General features: G+C 64.7%; 24 protein-coding genes. 15 read left to right on the forward strand and 9 right to left on the reverse strand.

Annotation, left to right across the window (positions count from 1 at the left end; all coding sequences use genetic code 11):
• Positions 1 to 32 precede the first annotated feature (32 nt).
• Entirely contained in the window at positions 33 to 2,039 is a 2,007-nt protein-coding gene (locus GB927_RS15360; protein ID WP_256118024.1) for a methyl-accepting chemotaxis protein, read from the reverse strand.
• Positions 2,040 to 2,465: 426 nt separating this feature from the next.
• Here GB927_RS15360 and rpmH point away from each other — a divergent pair, with 426 nt between their 5' ends.
• The 5 genes from rpmH to yihA all read left to right on the forward strand — a co-directional run bounded on the left by rpmH (position 2,466) and on the right by yihA (position 6,628).
• Positions 2,466 to 2,603 carry a 50S ribosomal protein L34 gene (rpmH, locus tag GB927_RS15365; RefSeq protein WP_083242913.1) on the forward strand — a complete coding sequence of 46 codons (138 nt, stop codon included), beginning with the start codon at positions 2,466 to 2,468 and terminating at the stop codon, positions 2,601 to 2,603.
• Between the two features lie 33 nt (positions 2,604 to 2,636).
• Complete coding sequence (rnpA, locus tag GB927_RS15370) at positions 2,637 to 3,029, forward strand: ribonuclease P protein component (RefSeq protein WP_256118027.1); 393 nt, start codon at positions 2,637 to 2,639, stop codon at positions 3,027 to 3,029.
• Positions 3,029 to 4,846, forward strand: coding sequence for a membrane protein insertase YidC (gene yidC, locus GB927_RS15375; RefSeq protein WP_256118029.1), 1,818 nt, complete (start codon positions 3,029 to 3,031; stop codon positions 4,844 to 4,846). Before rnpA ends, yidC begins: the two co-directional genes overlap by 1 nt.
• Positions 4,847 to 5,011: 165 nt before the next feature.
• On the forward strand, positions 5,012 to 5,923 hold the full coding sequence (locus tag GB927_RS15380) for a DMT family transporter (protein ID WP_256118031.1): 912 nt from the start codon (positions 5,012 to 5,014) through the stop codon (positions 5,921 to 5,923).
• A gap of 51 nt (positions 5,924 to 5,974) precedes the next feature.
• The gene (gene yihA, locus GB927_RS15385) at positions 5,975 to 6,628 is read left to right on the forward strand and encodes a ribosome biogenesis GTP-binding protein YihA/YsxC (protein ID WP_256118033.1); all 654 of its coding nucleotides are present in this window, start codon (positions 5,975 to 5,977) and stop codon (positions 6,626 to 6,628) included.
• Positions 6,629 to 6,686: 58 nt separating this feature from the next.
• Here the strand turns inward: yihA and GB927_RS15390 are convergent, their stop codons facing one another.
• The gene (locus GB927_RS15390) at positions 6,687 to 7,421 is read right to left on the reverse strand and encodes an anti-sigma factor (RefSeq protein WP_256118035.1); all 735 of its coding nucleotides are present in this window, start codon (positions 7,419 to 7,421) and stop codon (positions 6,687 to 6,689) included.
• Positions 7,422 to 7,687: 266 nt separating this feature from the next.
• Between GB927_RS15390 and argB the strand changes: the two genes are divergently transcribed.
• Positions 7,688 to 8,575, forward strand: coding sequence for an acetylglutamate kinase (argB, locus tag GB927_RS15395; protein ID WP_256118036.1), 888 nt, complete (start codon positions 7,688 to 7,690; stop codon positions 8,573 to 8,575).
• Here argB and GB927_RS15400 read toward each other — a convergent pair whose 3' ends face one another.
• Positions 8,576 to 9,478 (reverse strand): DMT family transporter, encoded by a 903-nt coding sequence (locus GB927_RS15400; protein ID WP_256118037.1) that lies wholly within the window; start codon positions 9,476 to 9,478, stop codon positions 8,576 to 8,578.
• Between the two features lie 102 nt (positions 9,479 to 9,580).
• Between GB927_RS15400 and GB927_RS15405 the strand changes: the two genes are divergently transcribed.
• Positions 9,581 to 10,276 carry a pyrimidine 5'-nucleotidase gene (locus GB927_RS15405; RefSeq protein ID WP_256118038.1) on the forward strand — a complete coding sequence of 232 codons (696 nt, stop codon included), beginning with the start codon at positions 9,581 to 9,583 and terminating at the stop codon, positions 10,274 to 10,276.
• A 190-nt stretch (positions 10,277 to 10,466) separates the two neighbouring features.
• Positions 10,467 to 11,417 carry an EF-hand domain-containing protein gene (locus tag GB927_RS15410; protein WP_256118039.1) on the forward strand — a complete coding sequence of 317 codons (951 nt, stop codon included), beginning with the start codon at positions 10,467 to 10,469 and terminating at the stop codon, positions 11,415 to 11,417.
• A 188-nt stretch (positions 11,418 to 11,605) separates the two neighbouring features.
• Here GB927_RS15410 and GB927_RS15415 read toward each other — a convergent pair whose 3' ends face one another.
• Positions 11,606 to 12,505 carry an LOG family protein gene (locus GB927_RS15415; protein ID WP_256118040.1) on the reverse strand — a complete coding sequence of 300 codons (900 nt, stop codon included), beginning with the start codon at positions 12,503 to 12,505 and terminating at the stop codon, positions 11,606 to 11,608.
• Positions 12,506 to 12,680: 175 nt separating this feature from the next.
• On the opposite strand from GB927_RS15415, the gene dapD reads away from it, so the two are divergent.
• The 4 genes from dapD to GB927_RS15435 all read left to right on the forward strand — a co-directional run bounded on the left by dapD (position 12,681) and on the right by GB927_RS15435 (position 15,785).
• The gene (gene dapD, locus GB927_RS15420) at positions 12,681 to 13,538 is read left to right on the forward strand and encodes a 2,3,4,5-tetrahydropyridine-2,6-dicarboxylate N-succinyltransferase (RefSeq protein ID WP_256118041.1); all 858 of its coding nucleotides are present in this window, start codon (positions 12,681 to 12,683) and stop codon (positions 13,536 to 13,538) included.
• A 3-nt stretch (positions 13,539 to 13,541) separates the two neighbouring features.
• The gene (locus GB927_RS15425) at positions 13,542 to 13,928 is read left to right on the forward strand and encodes a DUF805 domain-containing protein (protein ID WP_256118043.1); all 387 of its coding nucleotides are present in this window, start codon (positions 13,542 to 13,544) and stop codon (positions 13,926 to 13,928) included.
• A gap of 80 nt (positions 13,929 to 14,008) precedes the next feature.
• On the forward strand, positions 14,009 to 15,202 hold the full coding sequence (gene dapE / locus GB927_RS15430; protein WP_256118354.1) for a succinyl-diaminopimelate desuccinylase: 1,194 nt from the start codon (positions 14,009 to 14,011) through the stop codon (positions 15,200 to 15,202).
• Positions 15,189 to 15,785 carry a hypothetical protein gene (locus tag GB927_RS15435; protein ID WP_256118045.1) on the forward strand — a complete coding sequence of 199 codons (597 nt, stop codon included), beginning with the start codon at positions 15,189 to 15,191 and terminating at the stop codon, positions 15,783 to 15,785. The genes dapE and GB927_RS15435 overlap by 14 nt, the downstream gene beginning before the upstream one ends.
• Here GB927_RS15435 and truA read toward each other — a convergent pair.
• The 3 genes from truA to def are packed head-to-tail and all read right to left on the reverse strand — an operon-like array spanning position 15,782 to position 18,041.
• Positions 15,782 to 16,525, reverse strand: a complete 744-nt coding sequence (truA, locus tag GB927_RS15440) for a tRNA pseudouridine(38-40) synthase TruA (protein WP_256118046.1) — start codon at positions 16,523 to 16,525, stop codon at positions 15,782 to 15,784. The two genes, GB927_RS15435 and truA, sit on opposite strands and share 4 nt — an antisense overlap.
• A complete protein-coding gene (gene fmt, locus GB927_RS15445; RefSeq protein WP_256118047.1) occupies positions 16,525 to 17,469 on the reverse strand; it encodes a methionyl-tRNA formyltransferase in 945 nt (314 codons plus the stop codon). Before fmt ends, truA begins: the two co-directional genes overlap by 1 nt.
• Before the next feature lie 47 nt (positions 17,470 to 17,516).
• Entirely contained in the window at positions 17,517 to 18,041 is a 525-nt protein-coding gene (gene def, locus GB927_RS15450) for a peptide deformylase (RefSeq protein ID WP_256118048.1), read from the reverse strand.
• A gap of 123 nt (positions 18,042 to 18,164) precedes the next feature.
• Here def and GB927_RS15455 point away from each other — a divergent pair, with 123 nt between their 5' ends.
• The 3 genes from GB927_RS15455 (at position 18,165) to GB927_RS15465 (ending at position 22,907) form a co-directional block, all read left to right on the forward strand.
• The gene (locus GB927_RS15455; RefSeq protein ID WP_439655497.1) at positions 18,165 to 19,358 is read left to right on the forward strand and encodes a DNA recombination protein RmuC; all 1,194 of its coding nucleotides are present in this window, start codon (positions 18,165 to 18,167) and stop codon (positions 19,356 to 19,358) included.
• Positions 19,359 to 19,402: 44 nt separating this feature from the next.
• A complete protein-coding gene (locus GB927_RS15460; protein ID WP_256118049.1) occupies positions 19,403 to 20,302 on the forward strand; it encodes a ribokinase in 900 nt (299 codons plus the stop codon).
• 268 nt (positions 20,303 to 20,570) lie between these two features.
• Complete coding sequence (locus GB927_RS15465; RefSeq protein ID WP_256118050.1) at positions 20,571 to 22,907, forward strand: methyl-accepting chemotaxis protein; 2,337 nt, start codon at positions 20,571 to 20,573, stop codon at positions 22,905 to 22,907.
• 58 nt (positions 22,908 to 22,965) lie between these two features.
• On the opposite strand, the gene GB927_RS15470 is transcribed toward GB927_RS15465, so the two are convergent.
• Both GB927_RS15470 and GB927_RS15475 read right to left on the reverse strand, forming a co-directional pair.
• Entirely contained in the window at positions 22,966 to 23,325 is a 360-nt protein-coding gene (locus GB927_RS15470) for a hypothetical protein (RefSeq protein WP_256118051.1), read from the reverse strand.
• Positions 23,325 to 24,266 (reverse strand): nucleoside hydrolase, encoded by a 942-nt coding sequence (locus GB927_RS15475; RefSeq protein ID WP_256118052.1) that lies wholly within the window; start codon positions 24,264 to 24,266, stop codon positions 23,325 to 23,327. The genes GB927_RS15470 and GB927_RS15475 overlap by 1 nt, the downstream gene beginning before the upstream one ends.
• Between the last annotated feature and the right edge of the window lie 136 nt (positions 24,267 to 24,402).

The following is a 24,402-nucleotide window of genomic DNA, read 5'->3' on the forward strand; positions in this document are numbered from 1 at the left end:
CTACGGATCCTGCCAGGGAATCCGGCTATCGATCAGAATTCTTCCCAGTTCTCCTGGGCGACGGCCGCCGTTGCGGTGGCGCGGCTGCCGCCGAAGGCGCGGGTGACGTTGCCGATCATGCGGCGGGCCGGTGATTCGACCGGGCGGGTATCGGCCCGTACCGGCGCCATGCGCTGTACGGTGTCGCCGGTGCGGAAGCGCGCCATGAGATCGGCCAGGCTGTCGGCCTCGCTTTTCAGCTTGTGCGTGGCTGCGGAGGTTTCCTCCACCATCGCAGCATTGTGCTGGGTGACCTGGTCCATCTGGTTGATGGCGGTGCTGATTTCCTGCAGGCCCGTCGCTTGCTCGCGGGCGGCGGTGGCGATCGCGTGGATGCGGTCGTTGATGGTGACGACGCGGGTTTCGATGTCCGAAAGCGCCAAACCGGTTTCCTGCACATATTTCACGCCGACGGCCACTTCGCTGCCGGACTTGGTGATGAGGCCCTTGATGTCCTTCGCGGCGCTTGCGGCGCGCTGCGCCAGTTCGCGCACTTCCTGCGCGACGACGGCAAAACCCTTGCCGGCCTCTCCGGCGCGGGCGGCCTCGACACCGGCGTTGAGTGCCAGCAGATTGGTCTGGAAGGCGATCTCGTCGATGACCGAGATGATCTGGCTGATCTCGTTCGAGGCCTGCTCGATGCGGCTCATTGCACCGATGGCGTTGCGCACGATATCGCCGGACTGTTTTGCGCTCTGCGTCGCTTCGCCGACCATGCTGGTCGCCTCGTTCGCCCGCTCCGTCGAATTCTTGACGGCGGCGGTGATCTCTTCCAGCGCAGCGGAGGTTTCTTCAAGGGCCGCGGCCTGCTGCTCGGTGCGCTTGGAGAGGTCGTCGGAAGCGGTGCGCAGTTCGCCGGAATTGGCATTGATCGCATCCGTCGAGGCGCGCACCTCGCGCATGGTGCGCTGGAGGGTCGCGAAGGTGGCGTTGACGTTCTGCTGCAATTCGGCGAAGGCGCCGCGGAAGGAGCCGTCCATTGTCTGCGTCAGGTCGCCTTCGGCCAGCGCGCCGATGACGCGACGGGTTTCGGCAATGCCCTTCTCGACGCCGGCAACGAGCTCGTTGACGCTGCGGGCGAAGCGGTTGAGGTCTTCGTTCTGGTAGTCCTTGCCTATGCGCGAGGAGAAGTCGCCGGCGGCGGCGGCATGCACGACGGTGGCGATGGACGACTGGAGGTCGGCGCTCTTTTCGCGCAGCACCTGCTCCTGGGCGTTGAGATCACGCACGGTGATGGCGTTCTGGCGGAAGATCGCGACGGCGCCGGCCATTTCGCCGATCTCGTCCTTGCGGCCGGCATAGGGCACTTCCGTGTCCAGGTCGCCGCCGGCAAGACGGTTCATCGTGTGCGTGACGTTCTGGATCGGGCGGCTCAGTTCGTTGGTCGCGATGTAGAAGGCCGCACCGCCGCCGATGAGCAAGCCGGCGCCGACCGTGCCGAGCACCAGCGTCAGCATGAGGGTCTCGAAGGCGGCGATTTCGGCCTTGATCGCGGTCAGGTTCTCGTTGTCCGTCTGGACGACGGCGTCGATTTCCTTCTGGAAGGCCTTGCGGTTGGCGCGGTTGAGCTCGTTGTTGCCCTGCTCGTTGGCGGCGGCGATGGAGACCGTGGTGCCGAGGCGGGCGGTTTCCGTGCGGAAGGTGCGGAATTCGGCGGAGCGTGCCACGACGGCGTCGAAGGCGGGCTTCTGCTCGGCCGGCACGATCGGCTGCCATTCCTTCAGCGTCTCGTCGATGCCATTCAATTCCTTGGCGATGCCTTCGGCGAATTTCTGCGCGCCTTCCATATCCTTGGAGGCGTAGATGCCGCGGGCTTCCATCACCACGGCGGTGACCTGGCGGTTCAGGTGCTCGCCGAGGAAGGCGCGGTCGGCGGCGTTCTCATACTGGTGGAGCTTCTCGCTGAACTCCGAGACCACATGCACGGCGATACCGCCGATGCAGACGGAGATGAGGCCCATCACGCCCACGATGAGGTAAATCTTGCCGCGTATCTTCACGTCGAACTCCAAAAGGCACGGATACAGGATCGACAAAACGGCACGCCCGCTCTGTCCGTGGATATGAACGGTAAACGCTAAAGGTTAATTAGATTTTGAGGGAACCCGCTCAAACGGGAGGCGAGTGAATTTCCGCTAATATTCTGAAGTACGGAATTTCCCAAGAAAATCAGGCGATTTTCCTTACGTAAGGTGAGGCAAACATGACGATCTGCACGTTGCGCTCAACCGCAGGTGGCCGGCGTTTTAACGATTGTGACAGTTAAGGCCGTGGTCCGCCGGCAATTGACTTTCCACCGGCTTTGCCCTTATAAGCCGCGCACGTCTGGAAACTGCCTTCCCGCGAGGGCCGGGCTGTGCCGGACTTTGAACGCTGCTTGCGTTAACGCAAACCCAAGAAGGGCCGCACACCGCGGTATTAAATAAATGACCAAGCGTACCTACCAACCCTCCAAGCTTGTTCGCAAGCGTCGTCACGGCTTCCGTGCCCGCATGGCTACCAAGGGCGGCCGCAAGGTTCTGTCCGCACGCCGTGCACGCGGCCGCGCAAGCCTCTCGGCCTAAGGCCGTGAATGCCCGGAACCGAGGCGACGGGCAATGACGAAAACTGTTAGACAATCTGCTGTCGGACGGCTGAAAAGCCGTCCGCAGTTTCTTTTTGTGCGCGAGGGAGAGAAGCGCAGGGGATCGCTGTTCCTTCTCGAAGTGCGCGACCGGCAGATGCCGGACGAACAGCCCCGCGTCGGCTTTACCGTTACCAAGAAACACGGCAATGCCGTGGAACGCAATCGCATGCGGCGGCGCCTGAAAGAGGTGGTGCGGCTATCCGCCGGGTTTGCAATGGAGCCCGGACACGACTATGTGGTTGTCGCCAGACGGGACGTGTTGCACGCGCCGTTCAAAACCCTTGTGGCCGGTCTCAAGGAGAGGATCGCGACAAGGCAGAAACAGAAGCAGCAGCAGCGCCCTGCTGCTCCCGGGAAAGAGTGATGGAAAACAACCGCAATTATTTCGTGGCGATCGCGCTGTCCGTGCTGATCCTCGTTGCCTGGCAGTTCCTCTATGTGAACCCGAAGCTTGAAAAGGACCGCGCCGCGCTCGAAGCGCAGCAGGCCCAGAGCGGGCAGACGACGACCGCCGGCGGCACGACCACGACGGGTACGGGCACGGCGACTGGAACGGGCACGGCGACGAGCGGCGCGCTGCCGGGCGGTGCCGCGACGGCCACCACGACCGAGACGCGCGAGGCAGCCCTTGCCAAGTCCGCCCGCGTCGAAATCGACACGCCTTCGCTTTCCGGCTCCATCGCGCTCACCGGTTCCCGCTTCGACGACCTGAAGCTCAAGGGCTTCCACCAGACCGTCGACAAGTCGAGCCCGATCATCACCCTGCTCAGCCCGGCCGAAGCCGAACACGGCTACTTCGCCGAAATCGGCTATGTCGGCAGCGAGACGACCGGCCAGGTCCCCGGCCCGCAGACCGTCTGGACGCAGGACGGCACCGGCAAGCTGACGCAGACCACCCCGGTCAAGCTGACCTATACCAACGACAAGAACATCACCTTCACCCGCACGATCTCGGTCGACGAACATTACATGTTCACGATCGCCGACAGCATCGAGAACCGCACGGAAGCGGCGATCGCGCTCTCGCCCTACGGCCGCTCGACGCGCTTCTTCAAGCCGACCGAACCCTCCGTCTACGTGCTGCACGAAGGCTTCATCGGCGTGCTCGGCAATCTCGGCCTGCATGAGGTGAAGTACACCACGACCGAGGAAGACACGACGGTCGCACCCGGCAAGGCGACCGGCGGCTGGCTCGGCATCACCGACAAATATTGGGCGACGGCCATCGTGCCGCCGCAGGCGATGCCCTACGAGACGCGCTTCTCCTACTTCAAGGACGGCCGCCCGCGCTACCAGGCGGATTACCGCCAGGACGACATTTCCATTGCACCCGGCCAGACGATCGAGGTGAAGAACCTGTTCTTCGGCGGCGCCAAGGAAGTGCCGATCATCGACCAGTACGAGACCTCCTATTCGATCCCGCAGTTCGACCTGATGATCGACTGGGGCTGGTTCTGGTTCTTCACCAAGCCGATGTTCCAGCTGATGGACTTCTTCTTCCGCTACTTCGGCAATTTCGGCATCGCAATCCTGATCACCACGATCGTCGTCAAGGGCCTGTTCTTCCCGCTTGCCAACAAGCAGTACGCTTCCATGGCGAACATGAAGAAGATGCAGCCGAAGATGGAGGAGCTGAAGGCCAAGCACGGCGACGACCGCATGGCGCTGCAGCAGGCGACGATGCAGCTCTACAAGGAAGAGAAGATCAACCCGCTTGCGGGCTGCTGGCCGATCCTCCTGCAGATCCCGGTCTTCTTCGCGCTCTACAAGGTCATCTACGTCACGATCGAGATGCGGCATGCGCCGTTCTTCGGCTGGATCCAGGACCTTTCCGCGCCCGATCCGACGTCGCTGTTCAACCTGTTCGGCCTGCTGCCCTACGACGTGCCGCACTTCCTGATGATCGGCGTCTGGCCCATCATCATGGGCATCACGATGTTCCTGCAGATGCGCATGAACCCGACGCCGCCGGATCCGACCCAGGCGATGATCTTCACCTGGATGCCGCTGATCTTCACCTTCATGCTGGCGACCTTCCCGGCCGGCCTCGTGATCTACTGGGCCTGGAACAACACACTCTCGATCATTCAGCAGGCGATCATCATGAAGCGCCAGGGCGTGAAGATCGAGCTCTTCGACAATCTCAAGGGATTGTTCGGGAAAAAAGCCGGATCACCCTGACGGCCCTTCCGACGTAACATCAGAAACCCCGGCCTCGCGCCGGGGTTTTCTTTTGCCGTTTTTTTATGCACGGCCCGCTTGCGACATCGCCTCGTCGCTGGCATGGAAGCGCCGCAGGCGCGGCTTCTGGCATGCTTGCGACAATCCCCAACCTGCGAGCGCCCCATGTCCGCCTCATCGCTTCCGCTCACCCCCACCGTTCCGGACAGCCGGGGGCAGGGGTATGGCGCCGCCCTGGTGCTCGGCTCCGCCGTCGTGTGGAGCTTTGGCGGCACGCTGGCGCGGTTTCTCACCATCGAGGACGGCTGGATCGTCGTCTTCTGGCGCTCGCTCTTCGCCGCCCTCTTCCTGCTCGGCTTCATGCTGGTGCGCGACGGACCGCGCGGCACGGTGCAGCTTTTCAAGGGCATGGGCCTTGCCGGCGTCGCCGTCGGCGTCTGTTTCGCCGTCGCCTCCACCGCCTTCATCCTGGCGCTCGCCTATACGACCGTCGCCAACGTCGTGCTGATCCAGGCCGGCGTGCCGCTGATCGCGGCGCTGATGGCCTGGCTGCTCTTTCGCGAGCGGATTGCCGTCCACACCTGGATCGCGATTGCCGCCGTGATCGGCGGCGTCGCCATCATGGTGTCGGAATCGCTCGGCGGCAGCGTTTCGATGATGGGCGACGCGCTCGCCATCCTCATCGCCTTCGCCTTTGCCACGGCGACCATCATCACCCGCCGCTTCGCCCATGTGCGCATGACGCCCGCCGTCTTCCTCGGCACGGTCATTGCCTGCCTCACGGCGGCAAGCCAGGCCTCCGGCTTTGCCGTGACGGCAAGCGAACTCGGCATCCTCATCGTCTTCGGCGCGCTCAATTTCGGCCTCGGCCTCGCACTCTTCGTCACCGGCGCGCGCCTCATCCCGTCCGCCCTTGCCGCCTTGTTGGGCACGGCCGAGACCGTTCTCGGCCCCCTCTGGGTGGCCGTCATCCATGGCGAAATCCCTGGTCTCAGGACGGTCATCGGCGGCGTGATCGTGCTTGCGGCGCTGCTGTGTTATCTCGGCGTGGAGCTCTGGCGCCAGCGCCGCGCTTGACTTTCGCGGCCAAAACCCGGAAGCGGGGGGCTGACAACAAAGGCGAGATTTATGACCGAGACGACATCCCCGGACGACAAGCCGCTGTTCGGCAGGCCGTGGATCTTCATCCGCGGCGTGCCGGCCATGAAGTTCCTGCCGCCGGAAGGCCCGGCCGAGGTCGCCTTTGCCGGGCGGTCGAATGTCGGGAAATCGTCGCTGATCAACGCGCTCGTCGGCCACAAGGGCCTGGCGCGCACCTCGAACACGCCCGGCCGCACGCAGGAACTCAACTATTTCGTTCCGGACGGCTTTTCGGGGGCGGAAGGCGACCTGCCGCCGATGGCGCTCGTCGACATGCCCGGCTACGGCTATGCACAGGCACCGAAGGAACAGGTCGACAACTGGACCAAGCTCGTCTTCGATTACCTGCGCGGACGCTCGACGCTGAAGCGCGTCTATGTGCTGATCGACAGCCGCCACGGCGTGAAGCCGAATGACGAGGAGGTCTTCGCGCTGCTCGACAAGGCCGCCGTCTCCTACCAGCTCGTGCTGACCAAGACCGACAAGATCAAGGATGCCGGCGTGCCGCGCCTCGTCGAGGAAACGCTGCTGAAGATCAAGAAGCGCCCGGCCGCCTATCCGGAGGTGCTGGCCACCTCATCGGAAAAAGGCCGCGGGCTCGACAGCCTGCGCAGCGCCATCATCACCGCCATCCAGCGCTAGGTTTTTGTTTTGCCGCATTATCCGACGCCGAAGCGATGCCGCTTCGGCTGAAATTGCTTTAGTCGAAACGCGCTGCACCCGAAGCGATGACCGGGCCGGTGACGCTGCCGGTCTGCGAGCCGCCGAAAGGCTCGACGCTGACGGCAAGCTGGGCGCCCTGCACGAGGCGCGTGCGCATTTCCGCCGGCACGGCGAGCTCGCCCTCGCCCGTCTGCGGCAGCACGCCGAGCGAGACCGGTGCCCTGCCCTCCTGCGTCAGCCAAAGTTCCAGCGACTTTTCCTTCTCCTTGCCGCCGGCGACGGGGGTGACGCGGATCGCACCGCTCGTATCGTCGTAGCGCGCCACCAGATTGACCGCGGCCCCCTCGCCCGTGAGATCCGCGACCAGCCGGCCGCCGCTCATCGGGCGCGGCGCGAGCAGCGCGCTCATCGAAAAGGCGAGCCCCGCGGTTACGGCAAAGGAGGCCAGGGCGAAGGCCCGCCAGAAGGCGAGCGAACCCCAGCAGCCGCCGGCGACCTTGCCGGAAAACGCGGCGTCGCGCATATCCGCGCCGAGCAGGCGCTGTTCCATCGGGGAACGGGCGCGCGGCGGCAGGTGCAGCGCCTCGTAGTCGTCGTTGAAGGTGGAGAGGTTTTCTTCCCAGCGGTTGACCATGGCGGCGAACTGGCGATCCTTCGCCAGCCGCGCCTCGACCTTGCGGCGGTCTTCGGCGGAAAGCACCCCGAGCACATATTCGCCGGCGATCACCTCGTCGCGGCGGGGGTCTCTCATATCTTTGTCAGGCGCCGTCATCGGCTCATGCACTCTCTCGATTTCGACCGGTTTCCGTCAGGCGCGGCCCTCGTCTTGCCTATATAAGCATGCAGGCGCGGTTTTGCTCATGAAACGAACGAGCAGCGCATCATATTCCCCATCGGCTTTCGTTGCCACCGATCCGGCATTGCGAGACGCCATCCTTTCTTCTTTTTCTCCCCCTTGGCCGCATTGTGGCCGACGGATCATTCCATCGTCACAAAACATGCGTTAAACAGGCGCCCACCCATTCCCACGAGGCCGCCATGTCCCTATCCGAAAGCGAAACCCAAGCCCGCCTTCTCGCGCAAGCCCTGCCCTACATGCAGCGCTACGAGAACAAGACCATCGTGGTGAAATATGGCGGCCACGCCATGGGCAATGCGGAACTCGGCAAGGCTTTTGCGAGCGATGTGGCGCTGCTCAAGCAATCCGGCGTCAACCCGATCGTCGTGCATGGCGGCGGCCCGCAGATCGGCGCCATGCTGACCAAGATGGGCATCGAATCGAAATTCGAAGGGGGCCTGCGCGTCACCGACCAGAAGACGGTCGAGATCGTCGAGATGGTGCTTGCCGGCTCGATCAACAAGGAGATCGTCGCGCTCATCAACCAGACGGGCGAATGGGCGATCGGCCTTTGCGGCAAGGACGGCAACATGGTCTTCGCCGAAAAGGCCAAGAAGACCGTCATCGACCCGGACAGCAATATCGAGCGCATCCTCGATCTCGGCTTCGTCGGCGAAGTGGTGGAAGTCGACCGCACGCTGATCGACTTGCTGGCAAAATCCGAGATGATCCCGGTCATCGCCCCGGTCGCGCCCGGCCGCGACGGCCACACCTACAACATCAACGCCGACACCTTTGCCGGTGCCATCGCCGGGGCGCTGAACGCCACGCGCCTGCTGTTCCTCACCGACGTGCCGGGCGTGCTCGACAAGAACGGCCAGCTCATCAAGGAGCTTTCAGTCGCCCAGGCCCGCGAACTTATCAAGGACGGCACGATTTCCGGCGGCATGATCCCCAAGGTCGAGACCTGCATCGACGCCATCAAGGCGGGCGTTCAGGGCGTCGTCATCCTCAACGGCAAGACCGCCCATTCGGTGCTGCTCGAAATCTTCACCGAGCACGGCGCCGGCACGCTGATCGTGCCCTGATTACCAGAACAGAAGCCCGAGGATGCCGCAGACAATCAGCAGGCATCCCACCACTTCCGTGCGGTTCACCCGCTCGTGGAAGAGGAAATAAGAGGCCATGAAGGTGAAGACCAGCTCGATCTGGCCGAGCGCACGCACATAGGCGACCTGCTGGAGGCTCATCGCGGTGAACCAGCAGGCCGAGCCCAGCACGCCGGCAATGCCGACCAGCGCGGAGGAGCGCCAGCTTCTCAAGACCTGCACGATCTCGTTCTTGTCCTTCCACAGCATCCAGACCAGCATGAAAGCGGTCTGGAAGGTCGTGACGCAGGCGAGCGTGACGGCCGCATTCATGATCGGACCCGGCCCATCAAGCGAAAGCGACGCGCTGCGATAGGCAACTGCGGACACGCCGAAGATGGCGCCGGACGCGATGCCGATGAGCGCGGTGCGGCTGCTCAGGGCCGCAAATGTATTGCGCCAGGAGAGCGGCGCGCGGGCGACCGAAATCAGCATCACGCCGATGACGCCGACCACGATGGCGATGACGGCGCCGAAGGTGATGCGCTCGCCGAGCAGCACGAAGCCGAAGATCGCTGCCTGCACCGGCTCCGTCTTGGAATAGGCCGTGCCGACGGCGAAATTCCTGAGCGAGAACAGGTAGACCAGCAGCATGGTGGCGAAGATCTGCGCGAGGCCGCCGATCACCGCCCAGAATGCGAAGGTCCAGTTGAGCACCGGGAAGGCGAAACCGACGATCCAGTGCAGCACCACCACATAGAGGATCGCCAGAGGAAAGCCATAGCCAAAGCGCACGAAGCTCGCGCCGCGCGTGCCGAGCTTGCCCTGAAGGTGCTTTTGCAGGGCCGAGCGCAGGTTTTGCAGGAAGGCGGCGGCGATGGTGATGGGGATCCAGAGTTCCATGCCCTGCCGCTAGCATGCGGGCCGGGCCAAATCCATCACCCGCTCCGTCCGCCACGGAAAATTCCGTTTCCCTCGGCTGTGGCCCGTGTCATAAGACGGCCCATGACCGACCTTCCGAGCAAAGCCGACTTCGCCCATGTGCGTGACTGGGTCTTCGACCTGGACAACACGCTCTATCCGCATCACGTCGATCTCTTCGCCCAGATCGACAAGAACATGACGGCTTACGTCTCGGCGCTGCTCGGGCTTTCGCGCGAAGACGCGCGGGCCTTGCAGAAGCAATATTATTTCGAGCACGGCACGACGCTGCAGGGCCTGATGCTGCATCATGGCGTCGACCCGACGGACTTCCTCGAAAAGGCGCATGCCATCAACTATGAGGTCCTGGCGCCCGACGTCGACCTCGGCGAGGCGATCAAGGCCCTGCCGGGCCGCAAGTTCATCTTTACCAATGGCAGCGTAAAACATGCCGAGATGGCGGCGCGCGCGCTCGGTATCTTCGACCATTTCGACGACGTCTTCGACATCGTCGCGGCGGAATATGTGCCGAAGCCGGCGGGTGCGACCTATGACAAGTTCATGGCGCTGCACCGGGTGGACACGACCCATGCCGTGATGTTCGAGGACCTGCCGCGCAACCTGCTGGTGCCCAAGACGCTCGGCATGAAGACCGTGCTCTTGACGCCGCGCGACGAGCATCACGAGTTCGCCGATGCCTGGGAAAAGCGCTCGGACGCGGACCAGCACATCGACTACATGACCTCGGACCTGACGGGTTTTCTCAAGGCGCTGCTCTAAATTTTTTTGCCGCATTATCCGACGCCGAAGCGATGCCGCTTCGGCTAGAAATGCTCTAGCCCGCCACATTCCGGACACGGAAAAAACCCTTATTCGTCAAAAGGTTGAATTACCAATTTGTAACTGGCGCAAGCCGGCGTTCTCCCTATCCTGCCATCAGGGACGATGATGGATGGACAAGGAAACGACCATGACTGGAAAAGAACTTCTCCTCGGCGCCGTTGCGGCCGGACTTCTTCTTTCGGGCGCCACCGCCCCCGCTTTCGCCGCCAAGGGCGAAGGCAAACATGGCCAGCGCGGCGCTGCCATGATCGAGCGCCTCGACGGCAACAAGGACGGCAAGGTCTCGCTCGACGAATTCAAGACGAACGTTTCGGCGACCTTCAAAACCTTCGATGCCGACGGTAATGGCCAGGTAACGAAGGACGAGATCAAGGCCCGTCGCGATGCCTTCCGGCAGGCCCGCAAGGCCGTCCGCGATGCGGCCGGTGCCGACAAGGACAAGGCGATCGAGGCGCTGCGCGCCGCTGGCCCGATCATGCTGCCGGGTGCCGGCCGCATGATCGACCGCGCTGATACCGACAAGAACGGCACGCTCTCCGAAGCGGAGGTTCTTGCTTCCGCGCAAACGATCTTCGAACGCCGCGACCGCAACAAGGATGGCGCCCTCGACATGGCCGATGCCGGCCAGCACAAGGGCAAGGGCCATCACGGCAAGAACCGCGAGGATCGTGCCGAGCGCATGCTGAAGCGCCTCGACGCCAACAGCGACGGCAAGCTCTCCCAGGACGAAATGCTGGCGCGCGCCTCGCAGACCTTCGAACGCTTCGACGCGGACAAGAACGGCGAGGTGACGAAGGCCGAGGTCGATGCGAAGCGTGAGGCCTTCCGCGACGCCCGCAAGGCATTCCGCGAGGTCAAGACGACCGATAGCGAAGCCCGGCAGGAAGCCCGCAAGGCTCTGCGCGACGCGCGCATGGACCGCATGGGCAGCCGCATGTTCGAGCGCGCCGATGCGGACAAGAACGGCACGCTGACCAAGGCGGAAATGGAAACCGCCGCGGCCACCCTGTTCAAGCAGCGCGACGCCAATGGCGACGGTTTCATCACCGCCGACGAAATGGGCAGGCGCGGCAAATAATCAGCACGACCAACTCAAAACGCCCCGGTTGATTGCCGGGGCGTTTTTTTTTGCAGGCCGTCCCTCCCCACCACGTCATCCTCGGGCTTGACCCGAGGATCTATCGGCGTCTGTGGCGTGGATGCTCGGGTCAAGCCCGAGCATGACGGAGGAGAGGTGGCAGTCCGACCAAGGCCGGTTCGTCTGTCTCAGCTGTGCGCGGCAGCGACGGCAACGTTCTCGGCTTCCAGCTTCTCGTAGAAATCCACGATGATGTTCCAGGCCTCGTCGGCCGTCTCGACGAACTGCATCAGCTCTACATCACCAGGCGCGATCGTGCCGAAGGCAGCGAGCGCGTCGAAATCGATGATCTTGTGCCAGAATTCCTTGCCGAACAGGATGAGCGGCACCAGCGCCATGCGCCCTGTCTGCATCAGCGTCACCGTCTCGAACAGCTCGTCGAGCGTGCCGAAGCCGCCCGGAAACACCGTGACCGCCTTGGCGCGTAGCAGGAAATGCATCTTGCGGATCGCGAAATAGTGGAAGTTGAAGCTGAGCTCCGGCGTCACATAGGGATTCGGCGCCTGCTCGTGCGGCAGCACGATGTTGAGGCCGATCGAGGGTGCGCCGACATCGGCCGCGCCGCGATTGCCCGCCTCCATGACGCCCGGCCCGCCGCCGGTGACGACGACATATTCCTTGTAGTCCAGCTCGGCCGAGCGCTCGGAACACATGCGGGCGAATTTCCGCGCTTCCTCATAATAGACCGAGGCGGCTTCGAGATTGGCGCGCTGGATCTCGTTGCGGGCCGCCCAGGCATCCTGGCCGGGGGCCGGAATGCGCGCGCCGCCGAACATCACGACGGTCGACTTGATGCCGCGCTCGGCGAGCATCATCTCGACCTTCAGCAATTCCAGCTGGAGGCGCACGGGGCGCAGCTCTTCCCGGCAGAGGAAATCGTCGTCGACATAGGCCAGGCGGTAAGCGGGGTTTGCCGATTGCGGCGTCTGCGGCACGACGGAGGCGCGGTGCTTGTCCTGCGCGCTGTCGGCCAACGGATCCCAGACGCCGTCCTTGCGGCGCAGGTTCTTCTTCTTCAGTTTTGCCATGTCACTTTCCTGCTTTTCCGTCCTACGGGATTACCATTTCGCCCGTGCGACAGTATCTGCCGGAAAGGGGCTTCATCTTTCCCGGCACTTGCTCTAGAGCATTTTTTAGATTGATGAAATCAACCTTCCGGCATCCCGACCATCGAAAATAAGCGTCGAAGTTTAAGGAATTCCGATGAGCACGTCCAACCTGTCCGCCCTTTCCGCAACCATCGACCGCGCCTTCGAGGAACGGGACGGCATTTCCACCGGCACGCGCGGCGAAATCCGCGATGCGGTGGAGACCGCGCTGAACCTGCTCGACACCGGCAAGGTGCGCGTCGCCGAGCGCGGCGAGGACGGCAACTGGACGGTCAACCAGTGGCTCAAGAAGGCCGTGCTGCTCTCCTTCCGCCTCAACCCGATGGAAATCGTCAAGGGCGGCCCGGGCGAATCCTCCTGGTGGGACAAGGTGCCCTCCAAGTTCGACGGCTGGAGCGTCAACGAATTCGAGAAGGCCGGCTTCCGTGCCGTGCCGAACTGCGTCGTGCGCCGCTCGGCCTATATCGCGCCGAACGCCATCCTGATGCCCTCCTTCGTCAACCTCGGCGCCTATGTCGGCGAGGGCACGATGGTCGATACTTGGGCGACGGTCGGCTCCTGCGCGCAGATCGGCAAGCATGTGCACCTGTCCGGCGGCGTCGGCATCGGCGGCGTGCTGGAGCCGATGCAGGCGGGTCCCACGATCATCGAGGACAATTGCTTCATCGGTGCCCGCTCGGAAGTCGTCGAAGGCTGCATCGTGCGCGAGGGCTCCGTGCTCGGCATGGGCGTCTTCATCGGCAAGTCGACCAAGATCGTCGACCGCGCGACGGGCGAAGTGACCTACGGCGAAGTGCCGCCCTATTCCGTCGTCGTCGCCGGCTCCATGCCGTCGGACAAGACCATGCCGAACGGCCTGCCGGCCCCCGGCCTCTACTGCGCCGTCATCGTCAAGCGCGTCGATGCGCAGACCCGCTCGAAGACCGGCATCAACGAACTTCTGAGGGACTGAGCCATGGCAGCCGTCGAGGAGCAGAGGCCGAGCCTCGCCTGGCTCTTCTTCGGCTGGTCCGGCCGGGTGAGCCGGGCGCCCTTCGCGCTCGGCTGGGCCTTCTGGCTCATGCTGCTTTCGGCTTCGCTCGCCCGCATCATCATCGTGCCGAAGGAGGACCCGTCCTTCCTCCTCTGGTCCTTCGTCTTCATCGGCACGGCGATCGTCTCCACCGTTTCCTCCGTCCTGCTGACGGTCAAGCGGCTGCACGACATGAACCTGCCGGTGCCGCTGATCATCTGCCTGTTCATCCCCGCCATCTCCTTCTTCGCGCTCATCGCCTTCCTGGTCTGGCCGGGCACGAACGGGCCGAACGAATATGGCGACCAGCCCAACCGGCCGAAGGACTGACTGCGGCTCGTGACAGGCCCCGGGCGATCGGCTAAACCTCAAACCCACGTCTCCCCCTCTCGCGTTGTGACCGCATGCCCATGACCTCTGCCGATCCGATCGCCAATCTCGCCACGCTCATCCGCTGCCCCTCCGTGACGCCCGCCGAAGGCGGCGCGCTGACGGCGCTTGCCGCCATGCTGGCGCCGCTCGGCTTCACCGTGGAGCGCATGACGGCGCGCGAGCCCGACATGCCGGATATCGAGAACCTCTACGCCCGCATCGGCACGGAAGGCCCGCACCTGATGTTTGCCGGCCATACGGATGTCGTGCCCGTCGGCGATGCCGCCGCCTGGACGCATGACCCGTTCGGCGCCGATATCGCCAATGGCGAGATGTTCGGCCGCGGTGCCGTCGACATGAAGGGGGGCATTGCCTGCTTCGTGGCGGCCGTCGCGCGCCAGATCGCGAAGAACGGCCCGCCGAAGGGCTCCATCTCCTTCCTCATCACCGGCGACGAGGAAGGCCCGGCCGTCAACGGCACGATCAAGCTGCTGCAATGGGCGGCGGAACGCGGCGAACGCTGGGATGCCTGCCTCGTCGGCGAGCCGACCAATCCGGACCAGCTCGGCGACATGATCAAGATTGGCCGCCGCGGTTCCGTCTCCGGCACGATCATCGTGCATGGCGTGCAGGGCCACGCCGCCTATCCGCATCTCGCCGACAATGCCGTGCGCGGCGTGATCGCGCTCACCGGCGCACTCATGCATCCGCCCTTCGACGCCGGCACCGAAAGCTTCCAGCCGTCGAACCTCGAAGTGACGACGATCGATGTGGGCAACCGTGCCACCAACGTCGTCCCGTCGCAGGCGAGTGCCGCCTTCAACATCCGCTTCAACGATACCTGGACGGCGGACACCGTAATGGAGGAGATCGTGCGCCGGCTCGACGCCGCCGCGCGCGACGAGACGTTGCGCCCTGGTCGTGAACCCGTACGCTACGACGTCAAATGGGCCGAGCGGCCGAGCCACGTCTTCCTGACGCGCAACAACCAGCTGATCGCCTCCATGTCCGGCGCCATCGAGGCCGTCACCGGCCGCGCGCCAAAACTCTCGACGACCGGCGGCACGTCCGATGCGCGCTATATCAAGGATTACTGCCCGGTGGTGGAATTCGGCCTTGTCGGCCAGACCATGCACATGGTGGACGAGCGGGTGGCCGTCGCCGACCTCGAAACGCTGACCGTGATCTATCAGACCTTCATCGAACGCTGGTTCGGCGATGCCCGGGCTTGACGAGGTCCTGCACTACCTGACCGGTGTCTTCCTGCTTGTGCGACAGAAGCAGGACGGTTTCGGCTGGCTGGACCTGACACTGCGCGGGCTTACGCGCTCCTTCTGGGCCATCGTCTGGTGCCTGCCCGCCTTCGCCGTCATCTGGGCCTCCTGGCGGCTCTATTATCTCGGCAGCATGCCGGCGGGAACGCCGGCGGGCGTCGCCTTCTTCGTCAAGCTGTTGGTGATCGACCTTGCGGGCTGGCTGCTGCCGCTGGCGCTGCTCGCCGCTGGCGCCCGCCCGCTCGGCTATGGCAAACAGCTCGGCGTGGTGGTGACGGCCAGCAACTGGATCGCCGTCCCCTTCGCCTACGCCGCCGCCGTCCCCTTCGCGATGACGCTCCTGCTGCCCGAAAGCGCGCCCTTTGCCGGCCTGCTGCTCTATGCGGTGTTCGGCGCAAGTGTCGTGCTGCAATTCCGCCTGGTCTGGATGTGCGTCGGCAAGCAGACGCTGCTCGCGGCCGCGATCACGGCGATCTTCGTGCTGCCGCCGATGATCGCCGGGCAGGAGTTGCAACGCATTCTGGGCACGCTGCCGGCTTAGTAGTCCACGGCCATGAAATAGAGCCCGTCCGGCGGCGCCACGGGGCCGCAGGCCTTGCGGTCGCGCGCTTCGAGGGCGGTGCGCACATCGTCCACCGTCCACTTGCCCTCGCCCGCGAGCTTCAGCGTGCCGGCGAAGGAGCGGATCTGGTTGTGCAGGAAACTCTGCGCCGCAACGCGCATCTCGATCAGATCGCCGCTGCGCGTCACCTCCAACCGGTCGATGGTGCGGATCGGGCTGTTCGCCTGGCACTGGGCGGCGCGGAAGGTGGTGAAATCATGTTTGCCGACCAGCACCTGCCCCGCCGCGTGCATCGCCTCGTGATCGAGGTCCTTCGCGACGAACCAGGCCCGGTTCGCCTCCAGCGCCAGCGGCGCCTTACGCGAAATGATGCGGTAGAGATAGTGCCGCCTTTTTGCCGAGAAACGGGCGTCGAAATCCTCCGGCACCTCCGCCGCATCGAGGATCGCGACGCGTTCGCGCGCCATGCCGAGATGGGCGTTCAGCGCATTGCGCAGCGTGTGCTCCTTCCACGAGCGCGAGAGGTCCGCATGGGCGACCTGCCCCATGGCATGCACGCCGGAATCCGTGCGCCCCGCGCCGCGGATCGAGACGGTCTCGCCCGTCAGCGACAGGATCGCCGCCTCGATGGCGCCCTGCACGGAGTGGCCGTTGTCCTGCCGCTGCCAGCCGACATAAGGCGTGCCATCATATTCGACCAGAAGCCGGTAGCGCGGCATCAGGCGATGACCTGACCGGGTGGGACCGGCGTGCCGCGCAGGAAATCCGCCGCGTCCAGCGGCTTGCCGCCGGCCTTCTGCAAGCGCACGAGCCGCACCGCGCCACCATCGCCGCAGGCAACCGTCAGCCGGTCGTCGAGCACCGTGCCGGCGGCCTTGGTGGAGGTTTCGTCCGCCCGCTCGCTCGCCAGAACCTTCACGCGCTCCGGCTTGCCGGCGACCGGCAGCTCGAACCAGGCGCCGGGAAACGGCGAGAGGCCGCGGATATGGTTGTGCACGTCGCGCGCGGCGCGCGAAAAATCGATGCGCGTCTCCGCCTTGTCGATCTTGGCGGCGTAGAGCACGCCCTCCTGCGCCTGCGCCGTCAGCGGCAGGTCGCCGGCCTCCAGCTTCGCCATGGCCTCCGCCATCAGCGCGCCGCCCGCCTGCATCAGCGCATCGTGCAGTTCGCCGGCGGTCATGGTTTCGCCGATCGCGACGCGGGCCGTCAGCGCGACGGGGCCGGTGTCGAGGCCCTTGTCCATCTTCATGACCATCATGCCGGTCTCGGCATCGCCCGCCATGATCGCGCGCTGGATGGGGGCTGCCCCACGCCAGCGCGGCAAAAGCGAGGCATGGCCGTTGTAGCAGCCGAGCCGCGTGCCGGCGAGGATCGCCTCCGGCAGCAGCAGCCCATAGGCGACGACGACCGCGACATCCGCATTCAGCGCGCGAAAAGCCGCGCGATCGGCCTCGTCGCGAAAATTGACCGGCGTGAAGACGGGAATGCCGAGCCGTTCGGCGGCCTGATGGACGGGAGACTTTACCAGCTCCAGGCCGCGGCGGCCGGCCGGGCGCGGCGGCTGCGAATAGACGGCGACAATTTCGTGGCCGGCCCCAGCCAGCGCCTCAAGCGTGGCGACGGAGAAATCCGGCGTGCCCATGAAAATGATGCGTAGGGCCATCGGTCAGCCTCCGTGTGAAATGGTGCGGACCGGACCGTGATGCCCGGTCAGATCGCCTTGCTGCCGCGCAGCTTTGCCGCCTTGGTGAACTTGCGGATCACGATCTCGCGCTTCAGCTTGGAAATGTGGTCAATGAACAGCACGCCATTCAGGTGGTCGATCTCATGTTGCAGGCAGGTGGCAAGCAGGCCGTCGGCCTCGGTAAGCTGTTCCTTGCCGTCGCGGTCCAGATGCTTCACCGTGATCGCCGCCGGACGCTCGACCTCGGCATAATAATCCGGGATCGACAGGCAGCCTTCCTCGTAGACCGAGCGCGTATCGGAGGAGGCCACGACCTCCGGATTGATGAAGACGAGCGGCGCCTTGTCCTCGCCGTCCTTCGACACGTCCAGCACGAGCATGCGGCGCGCGACGCCGATCTGGATCGCGGCAAGGCCGATGCCCGGCGCATCGTACATGGTTTCCAGCATGTCGTCGGCGAGCTTCTTCACCTCGCTGTCCACGGTCTCGATAGGCTTCGAGACCTGGCGGAGGATCGGATCGGGGAGGATAATCAGCGGCTTGATGGTCATGCGCCTCCTTAGCGCGGTTTTTTTGCGCTTTCAATCGGATTTGCCCGCCTATACGCGCGCGAAGCCGCCAATTTGTTCACGGTATGATCTGGTTTTCGCCGGAAAGCGTGTTATGGTCCGGCCATGATCGATCCCGCCTTTGACACGATGCTGACCTCCTTCCTTGCCCGGCTCGGCGGCACCGGGCCGGCGCTCGTGCTGCTGGCAGCGGTTCTTCTCGCCGTCTTCGGCCTGATCTCGGCCCGCCGCAGCCAGGCGCGCCAGCGGGAAGCGGCGGTGATGGCGGAGCTGCGCTTTGCCGAACTCATGAAGGCCCAGACGGAGATGCAGGGCCGCGTCGCCGCGATGGCAGAAGTCTTCGGCAGCAAACAATCCGAAACCAACCAGGCGATCAATTCCCGCCTGGACGGCCTTACCCAACGCCTCGGCCAGTCGATTTCCGAACAGACGCGCTCGACGCATGAAAACCTGCGGCGCCTGCAGGAGCGCCTCGCGGTCATCGACACGGCGCAGACCAACATCCAGTCGCTCGCAAAGGATGTCGTCGGCCTGCAGGCGATCCTCTCCAACAAGCAGACGCGCGGCGCCTTCGGCCAGTCGCGCATGGAGACGATCGTCGCGGATGCCATGCCGCACGGCGCCTACCAGTTCCAGGCGCAGCTTTCCAATGGCGTGCGCCCGGACTGCACGATCCGCATGCCGAACGGCCAGCCGCCGCTCGTGATCGATGCGAAATTCCCGCTGGAAGCCTGGAACGCCATGGCGGACGGGCGCCCGCCGGAGGCCGCCAAGGTCGCCGCCCAGCAGTTCCGCCGCGACATGGAGACCCATATCCGCGATATCGCCGAAAAATACCTGCTGCCCGGCGAAACGCAGGACACCGCCTTCCTCTTCGTGCCGTCGGAATCGATCTTTGCCAGCATCCACGAGAATTTCGAGGGCGTCGTGCAGCGGGCGCACCGCGCGCGCATCGTCATCGTCTCGCCATCGCTGCTGATGCTTTCCGTGCAGGTGCTCCAGGCATTGCTGAAGGACCAGCGCATGCGCGAGCAAGCCCATGTCATCCAGGGCGAGGTCGTGCGCCTGATGGACGACCTCACGCGGCTCGACGACCGGGTGCGCAAGCTGCATGGCCATTTCACGTCGGCGCAGAAGGATGTCGACCTCATCCTCACCTCGACGGAAAAGCTCGCGCGGCGCGGCGCACGCATCGGTGACATGGAATTCGAGGCGGTTTCGGGCGTTTCCCCGCCGGCGGAGAAGACTGTGGAGAGCCGGACGGGCCAACTGCGCCTGAGGGTAGTTGACGAGGACTGACCGCCTCGGGCAGTGTCCGGCGGAAACGACAAGGGGCACTTCTCATGATCACCGTCTTCGGCTCCATCAACATGGACCTCATCGCCACGCCAGACCGCCTGCCGAAGCCCGGCGAAACGGTGATGGGCACGAGCTTCACCACGGCTGCCGGCGGCAAGGGCGCCAACCAGGCGCTTGCCGCGCGCCGCGCTGGCGCCATCGTGCGCATGGCGGGTGCGGTCGGCGATGACCGGCTGGCGAGCCAGGCGCTCGCCCTTCTGGCCGATGCCGCCGTCGACCAGAACGGCGTGCGCGTCGCGGCGGAAGCAACCGGCACCGCGCATATCCTCGTTGCCGCCGATGGCGAGAACGTCATCGTGGTCGTGCCCGGCGCCAACGGCACGGTGACCGGCGAGGACGCCAAGCGAACGATCGGCGCGATGTCGCGCGGCGACTACCTGATGCTCCAGTTCGAAATCCCCGCAAGCGCCATCGAAGCGGCCCTTGTGGGTGCCAAGCAGAAGGGCGTGACCTCGATCATCAACACCGCGCCCTTTACCGGCGACGCCAAGCGCCTCGGCGCGATCGCGGATATTCTCGTGGCCAACGAGACGGAGTTCGACCTCTTCATCGGCAAGGGCGAGCTTTCGGACGAGGAACGCGAGGCGACGATGCGCGCGCTGCACGCCCAGAGCGGCCAGACGATCATCGTCACCCTCGGGGCCGATGGCGTCGTCGCCATCCGCAAGGGGGAGATCCACCGCGCCAAGGGCCTGGCCATCGAGCCGGTCGACACGGTGGGTGCGGGCGACACGTTCTGCGGCTATCTTGCCGCCTCGCTCGATGCCGGCCTCGCCTTCAAGGACGCGCTGCGCCGCGCGGCCGTCGCCGGCTCGCTCGCCTGCCTGAAGCCCGGCGCCCAGCCCTCCATTCCCTTTGCAAGCGCCGTCGACGCAGAAATCTAGGCCCCAAGATTTCGCAATTGGCACAGCAGGCGTCGCATCCTTGTGACGCCTGAAAATTCAGCCGGTTGGGCCGATTTGTTGCCGGGAAATTTGGCTCTTTATTAATATTTTATGGGTTACTGAAGTCTTAGACAGCGTGCCTCGAAAGGCGCGTTCCGTCTCTGGCGCTGGTCGCGCGCCCCGCCCTCCATGATGGAGACCACCCCGCTTTCGAATGTGCTCCTTCGCGGCTGCCCGCGCCGCGGACGTTTCTGCTCGTGAGGATTTCATGTTCAATTTCAAGGCCAAGTCGCTCGCGACCAAGCTTATCGCCGTCACCGGCGGCACGATCGCCCTGGTGATGCTTGCCTCCAACACCGTGCTCATCAGCGAGACCCAGAGCCGTGTGGCCGATCTCGTCTATTCCGAAGCCGACACCCAGGCCAAGGCGATCGCCGCCGACATCGCCGCCGATATCGGCGCGCTGGCAGGTGCTGCCCGCGCCATGGGCGGCGTAATCGAGCAGGGCCATTCCTCCGGCCTGATGGACCGCAAGGAAGTCGTCAACATCCTCAAGGCGAACACCGAAAAGAACAGTTTTGCGCTCGGCAGCTGGTTTGCGGAAGAGCCGAACGCCTTCGACGGCAAGTCGGAGGAGACGCCCGCGCAGCTGGAAACCGGCACGTTCAAGGACGGTACGTTCAATCCCTACTGGACGAAACGCCAGGACGGCTCGATTTTGCTGTCGACCTTCGAGTCCGACTACAAGGCCGAGTGGTACTCGCTGGCCGCCAAGAGCGGCAAGGGCGCCATGAGCTCGCCTTATGCCGAAACCACGACGGGTGAAAACTTCACGATGGCGTCGATCGCCTACCCGGTCGTTTCCGGCGGCAAGTTCATCGGCGTCACGGGTGTCGATGTCTCGCTGAAGACGCTCTATGAAAAGCTCAGCAAGATGAACCCCTTCGGCACCGGCCGAGTCATGCTGCTGTCGCAGACCGGCAACTGGATCGTCGCGCCCAATGCCGATCTCCTCATGAAGCCCTATGACGGTCAGGGCGCCGACATCGTCAAGGAGGCGCTCGCCACTGGTAAGGCCGGCCGCATCGAAAACCTCTCTTTCGATGAACTCGCTTCCTTCGACCGCCTAGTCTACCCGTTCGCGCTTCCCGACATCAACACGACCTGGCTCGTGCTGCTCGACGTGCCGCGCGCGGCGATCAACGCACCGGTCAACGACCAGACCTATATGATGATCCTCGGCGGCCTGATCGTTCTCGGCGCCGTGCTGCTCGGCCTTTATTTCGCCGTGCGCATCTTCGTGCAGAAGCCGCTCGCCGGCCTCGTCTCGGACGTCGCGACGCTGAGCAATGGCGTCTACACCCAGCCGATCGCCGGCCAGGACCGTTCGGACGAAACGGGCTCCGTCGCCAAGGCGCTCGAAGGGTTCCGCCACCAGCTCGCCGATACCAAGCGCCTGGAAGCGGAAGCCAACAGCCAGCGCCAGCTCACGGAAGCCGAGCGTGGCCGTTCGGAAGCCGAGCGCGCGGAATCGAGCGCCCTCCAGCGCGATATCGTCGGCCGCCTCGCCGATGGCCTCGCCCAGCTCTCCTCGGGCAACCTGAACTTCCGCCTCTCCGGCGATTTCCCCGGCGAGTACGGCAAGCTCAAGACCGACTTCAATTCGGCAATCGCCAGCCTCGAAGAGACGATCCAGACGGTCAACGCCTCGGTCGGCAATATCGGCGGCGGCACCGGTGAAATTTCCAAGGGCGCGGCCGATCTCTCGCACCGCACCGAGCAGCAGGCGGCAAGCCTGGAAGAGACCGCGGCGGCACTCGACCAGCTCACCTCGCAGGTCAATTCGAGCGCTGAAAACGCGCGCGTCGCCGCCAAGTCGGTGGAGACGGCGAGCAATGACGCCAGCAAGTCCGGCGAAGTGGTGCAGAAGGCGATCGACGCCATGCGTGGCATCGAAAAGTCCTCGACCGAGATTTCCAACATCATCGGCGTGATCGACGACATCGCCTTCCAGACCAACCTCTTGGCGCTCAACGCCGGCGTGGAAGCGGCGCGTGCCGGTGAAGCCGGCAAGGGCTTTGCCGTCGTCGCCCAGGAAGTGCGCGAGCTCGCCCAGCGCTCGGCCAATGCCGCCAAGGAGATCAAGACGCTGATCAACACCTCCGAGGTGCAGGTCCGCGAGGGTGTCGATCTCGTCGGCAAGGCCGGTGGGGCGCTCGAAAACATCGCCGACCAGGTCATCCAGATCAACGGCCTCATCCGCCAGATTTCCGGATCGGCTTCCGAACAGGCCGTCGGCCTCAAGGAGATCAACGCGGCCGTCAACCAGATGGACCAAGTGACCCAGCAGAACGCTGCGATGGTGGAAGAAACCACCGCCGCCAGCATGGCGCTGAACGACGAGGCCCAGATGCTGAAGTCGCTCGTCGCCCGCTTCCGCGCCGGCAATGGCGGCATGGCCGCCAGCCAGCCCGTGCAGCAGTCGGTGCGACGCGACGTCCAGCCGCAGCGCGCCGCCTACCAGGCTCCGCGCACGACGACCCGCGCCATGCCGCAGGTCGCCGGCAACACGGCGCTTGCACAGGACGACTGGCAAGAGTTCTGAGGCTTATAACAGCAAATAAAAAGGCCGGCGGAGACGCCGGCCTTTTTCGTTGTGAGCATTATTGCCGCTCGGTCGGCTGCGCCTGTAATCGCCCGCGGGAGCGCGAGCGGCTGTCGCTTGCCAGGCGCTGCGTCGCCTCCTTCAGTTCCAGCTCGGAAAAGAGGGCCTGGTATTCCGGCCGCAGCATCAGCGCCTCCATGGAGAGCTCCGCCTTACCGGAGTCGAGCAGGCGTTCGAGGCCGGTCGTGCCGGGCTTGAAGACCAGTTCCCTCGCCGCCGCCACGCCGCCATTGAGCAGCACGAAGCGGCGCAGCAGCACCGGGCGGAAGCCGAGCGCGGAGAAACGGTCGTAGAGGCCCATCATCTCCTTGTGGAAGCGGCCCTCGGCACCCGGCGCCGCATTGCGGGGGCCGGGCATCAGAGGCGGCCGACGCGCTCGGTGAGGAGCGCGAAGAAGCCGTCGGCGTCGATGTCCTTCATGACCCGGGCATTGTGCTTGCGGCCGGTGACCTGCCACCAGTCGACGACGGTCATGCCGACGGTGAGCGGCGAGGCCACCTCGACCTCGACATTGCAGTCGCGGCCGGAGAAGAGTTCCGGCTTCAGGAGATAGGCGACGACCGTCGGATCATGCAGCGGGCCGCCGTCGGAGCCGTATTTCTCGATGTCGAAGCGCTCGAAGAAATCAAGCATCTCGACCAGCGCGATCGCCGGACGGCTGCCGATGGCGCGCAGCTTGGCGACCCGGCTTTTCAGCGTCAGCACCTTGTGGGTCACGTCGAGCGGCATCATGACGATCGGGATGCCGGACTTGAAGACCGCGGCGGCGGCCTCCGGGTCGACATAGATGTTGAACTCGGCGGCCGGCGTGATGTTGCCGCCCTCGAAGAAGCCGCCGCCCATCATGACGAGTTCGCGCACGCGGCCGGCAATCTCCGGCGCGCGCTCAAGCGCGGTGGCGATGTTGGTGAGCGGCCCGAGTGTGCAGAGCGTGACGGTGCCGGCGGGCTCGCGCTTCAGCGTCTCGATGAGGAAATCGACGGCATGCTGCTCCTGCAGCGGCATTTGCGGCTCGTGCAGCTCGGGGCCGTCGAGGCCGGTCTTGCCGTGCACATGCTCGGCGGTGACGAGCGGGCGGGCGATCGGCTTGTCGGCGCCTGCGAAGACCTTGATGTCGGGGCGGGAGCAGAATTCCAGGATGATGCGGGCATTGGTGGAGGTCCGCGAAAGCGGCACGTTGCCGGCGACGGTCGTGATGCCGAGGATCTCAAGTTCGGGGCTGCCGAGCGCCAGCATGATCGCGGCGGCGTCGTCCTGGCCGGGATCGGTGTCGATGATGATTTTGCGTGGCTCAGACATGCCGCTTGCGTCCCTTGTCTCTTCCTTTTTCCCGCCGACATTCGGCAGGCGAAGCGGCGACTATATTTGCGAAATCGCCGATCGCAAGCGTCTTGCGCCCCCGCGCCGCAATCACCATATTGCACCCGAAGGGATG

It is taken from the genome of Shinella lacus, assembly GCF_010994755.1.
Lineage (GTDB): Bacteria > Pseudomonadota > Alphaproteobacteria > Rhizobiales > Rhizobiaceae > Shinella > Shinella lacus.

Bases quoted from the DNA above. Each gene is read 5' to 3' on its own strand.
- GB927_RS15470 (WP_256118051.1), bottom strand. From the start codon at position 23,325: ATGCCCGGCCCCCGCAATGCGGCGCCGGGTGCCGAGGGCCGCTTCCAC.
- GB927_RS15465 (WP_256118050.1), top strand. From the start codon at position 20,571: ATGTTCAATTTCAAGGCCAAGTCGCTCGCGACCAAGCTTATCGCCGTC.
- dapE (WP_256118354.1), top strand. From the start codon at position 14,009: ATGACCTCTGCCGATCCGATCGCCAATCTCGCCACGCTCATCCGCTGC.
- GB927_RS15435 (WP_256118045.1), top strand. From the start codon at position 15,189: ATGCCCGGGCTTGACGAGGTCCTGCACTACCTGACCGGTGTCTTCCTG.
- GB927_RS15460 (WP_256118049.1), top strand. From the start codon at position 19,403: ATGATCACCGTCTTCGGCTCCATCAACATGGACCTCATCGCCACGCCA.
- GB927_RS15390 (WP_256118035.1), bottom strand. From the start codon at position 7,421: ATGACGGCGCCTGACAAAGATATGAGAGACCCCCGCCGCGACGAGGTG.
- dapD (WP_256118041.1), top strand. From the start codon at position 12,681: ATGAGCACGTCCAACCTGTCCGCCCTTTCCGCAACCATCGACCGCGCC.
- GB927_RS15475 (WP_256118052.1), bottom strand. From the start codon at position 24,266: ATGTCTGAGCCACGCAAAATCATCATCGACACCGATCCCGGCCAGGAC.
- rpmH (WP_083242913.1), top strand. From the start codon at position 2,466: ATGACCAAGCGTACCTACCAACCCTCCAAGCTTGTTCGCAAGCGTCGT.
- GB927_RS15410 (WP_256118039.1), top strand. From the start codon at position 10,467: ATGACTGGAAAAGAACTTCTCCTCGGCGCCGTTGCGGCCGGACTTCTT.
- yihA (WP_256118033.1), top strand. From the start codon at position 5,975: ATGACCGAGACGACATCCCCGGACGACAAGCCGCTGTTCGGCAGGCCG.
- def (WP_256118048.1), bottom strand. From the start codon at position 18,041: ATGACCATCAAGCCGCTGATTATCCTCCCCGATCCGATCCTCCGCCAG.
- fmt (WP_256118047.1), bottom strand. From the start codon at position 17,469: ATGGCCCTACGCATCATTTTCATGGGCACGCCGGATTTCTCCGTCGCC.
- GB927_RS15380 (WP_256118031.1), top strand. From the start codon at position 5,012: ATGTCCGCCTCATCGCTTCCGCTCACCCCCACCGTTCCGGACAGCCGG.
- GB927_RS15405 (WP_256118038.1), top strand. From the start codon at position 9,581: ATGACCGACCTTCCGAGCAAAGCCGACTTCGCCCATGTGCGTGACTGG.
- rnpA (WP_256118027.1), top strand. From the start codon at position 2,637: ATGACGAAAACTGTTAGACAATCTGCTGTCGGACGGCTGAAAAGCCGT.
- yidC (WP_256118029.1), top strand. From the start codon at position 3,029: ATGGAAAACAACCGCAATTATTTCGTGGCGATCGCGCTGTCCGTGCTG.
- GB927_RS15400 (WP_256118037.1), bottom strand. From the start codon at position 9,478: ATGGAACTCTGGATCCCCATCACCATCGCCGCCGCCTTCCTGCAAAAC.
- GB927_RS15415 (WP_256118040.1), bottom strand. From the start codon at position 12,505: ATGGCAAAACTGAAGAAGAAGAACCTGCGCCGCAAGGACGGCGTCTGG.
- argB (WP_256118036.1), top strand. From the start codon at position 7,688: ATGTCCCTATCCGAAAGCGAAACCCAAGCCCGCCTTCTCGCGCAAGCC.
- GB927_RS15455 (WP_439655497.1), top strand. From the start codon at position 18,165: ATGATCGATCCCGCCTTTGACACGATGCTGACCTCCTTCCTTGCCCGG.
- truA (WP_256118046.1), bottom strand. From the start codon at position 16,525: ATGCCGCGCTACCGGCTTCTGGTCGAATATGATGGCACGCCTTATGTC.
- GB927_RS15425 (WP_256118043.1), top strand. From the start codon at position 13,542: ATGGCAGCCGTCGAGGAGCAGAGGCCGAGCCTCGCCTGGCTCTTCTTC.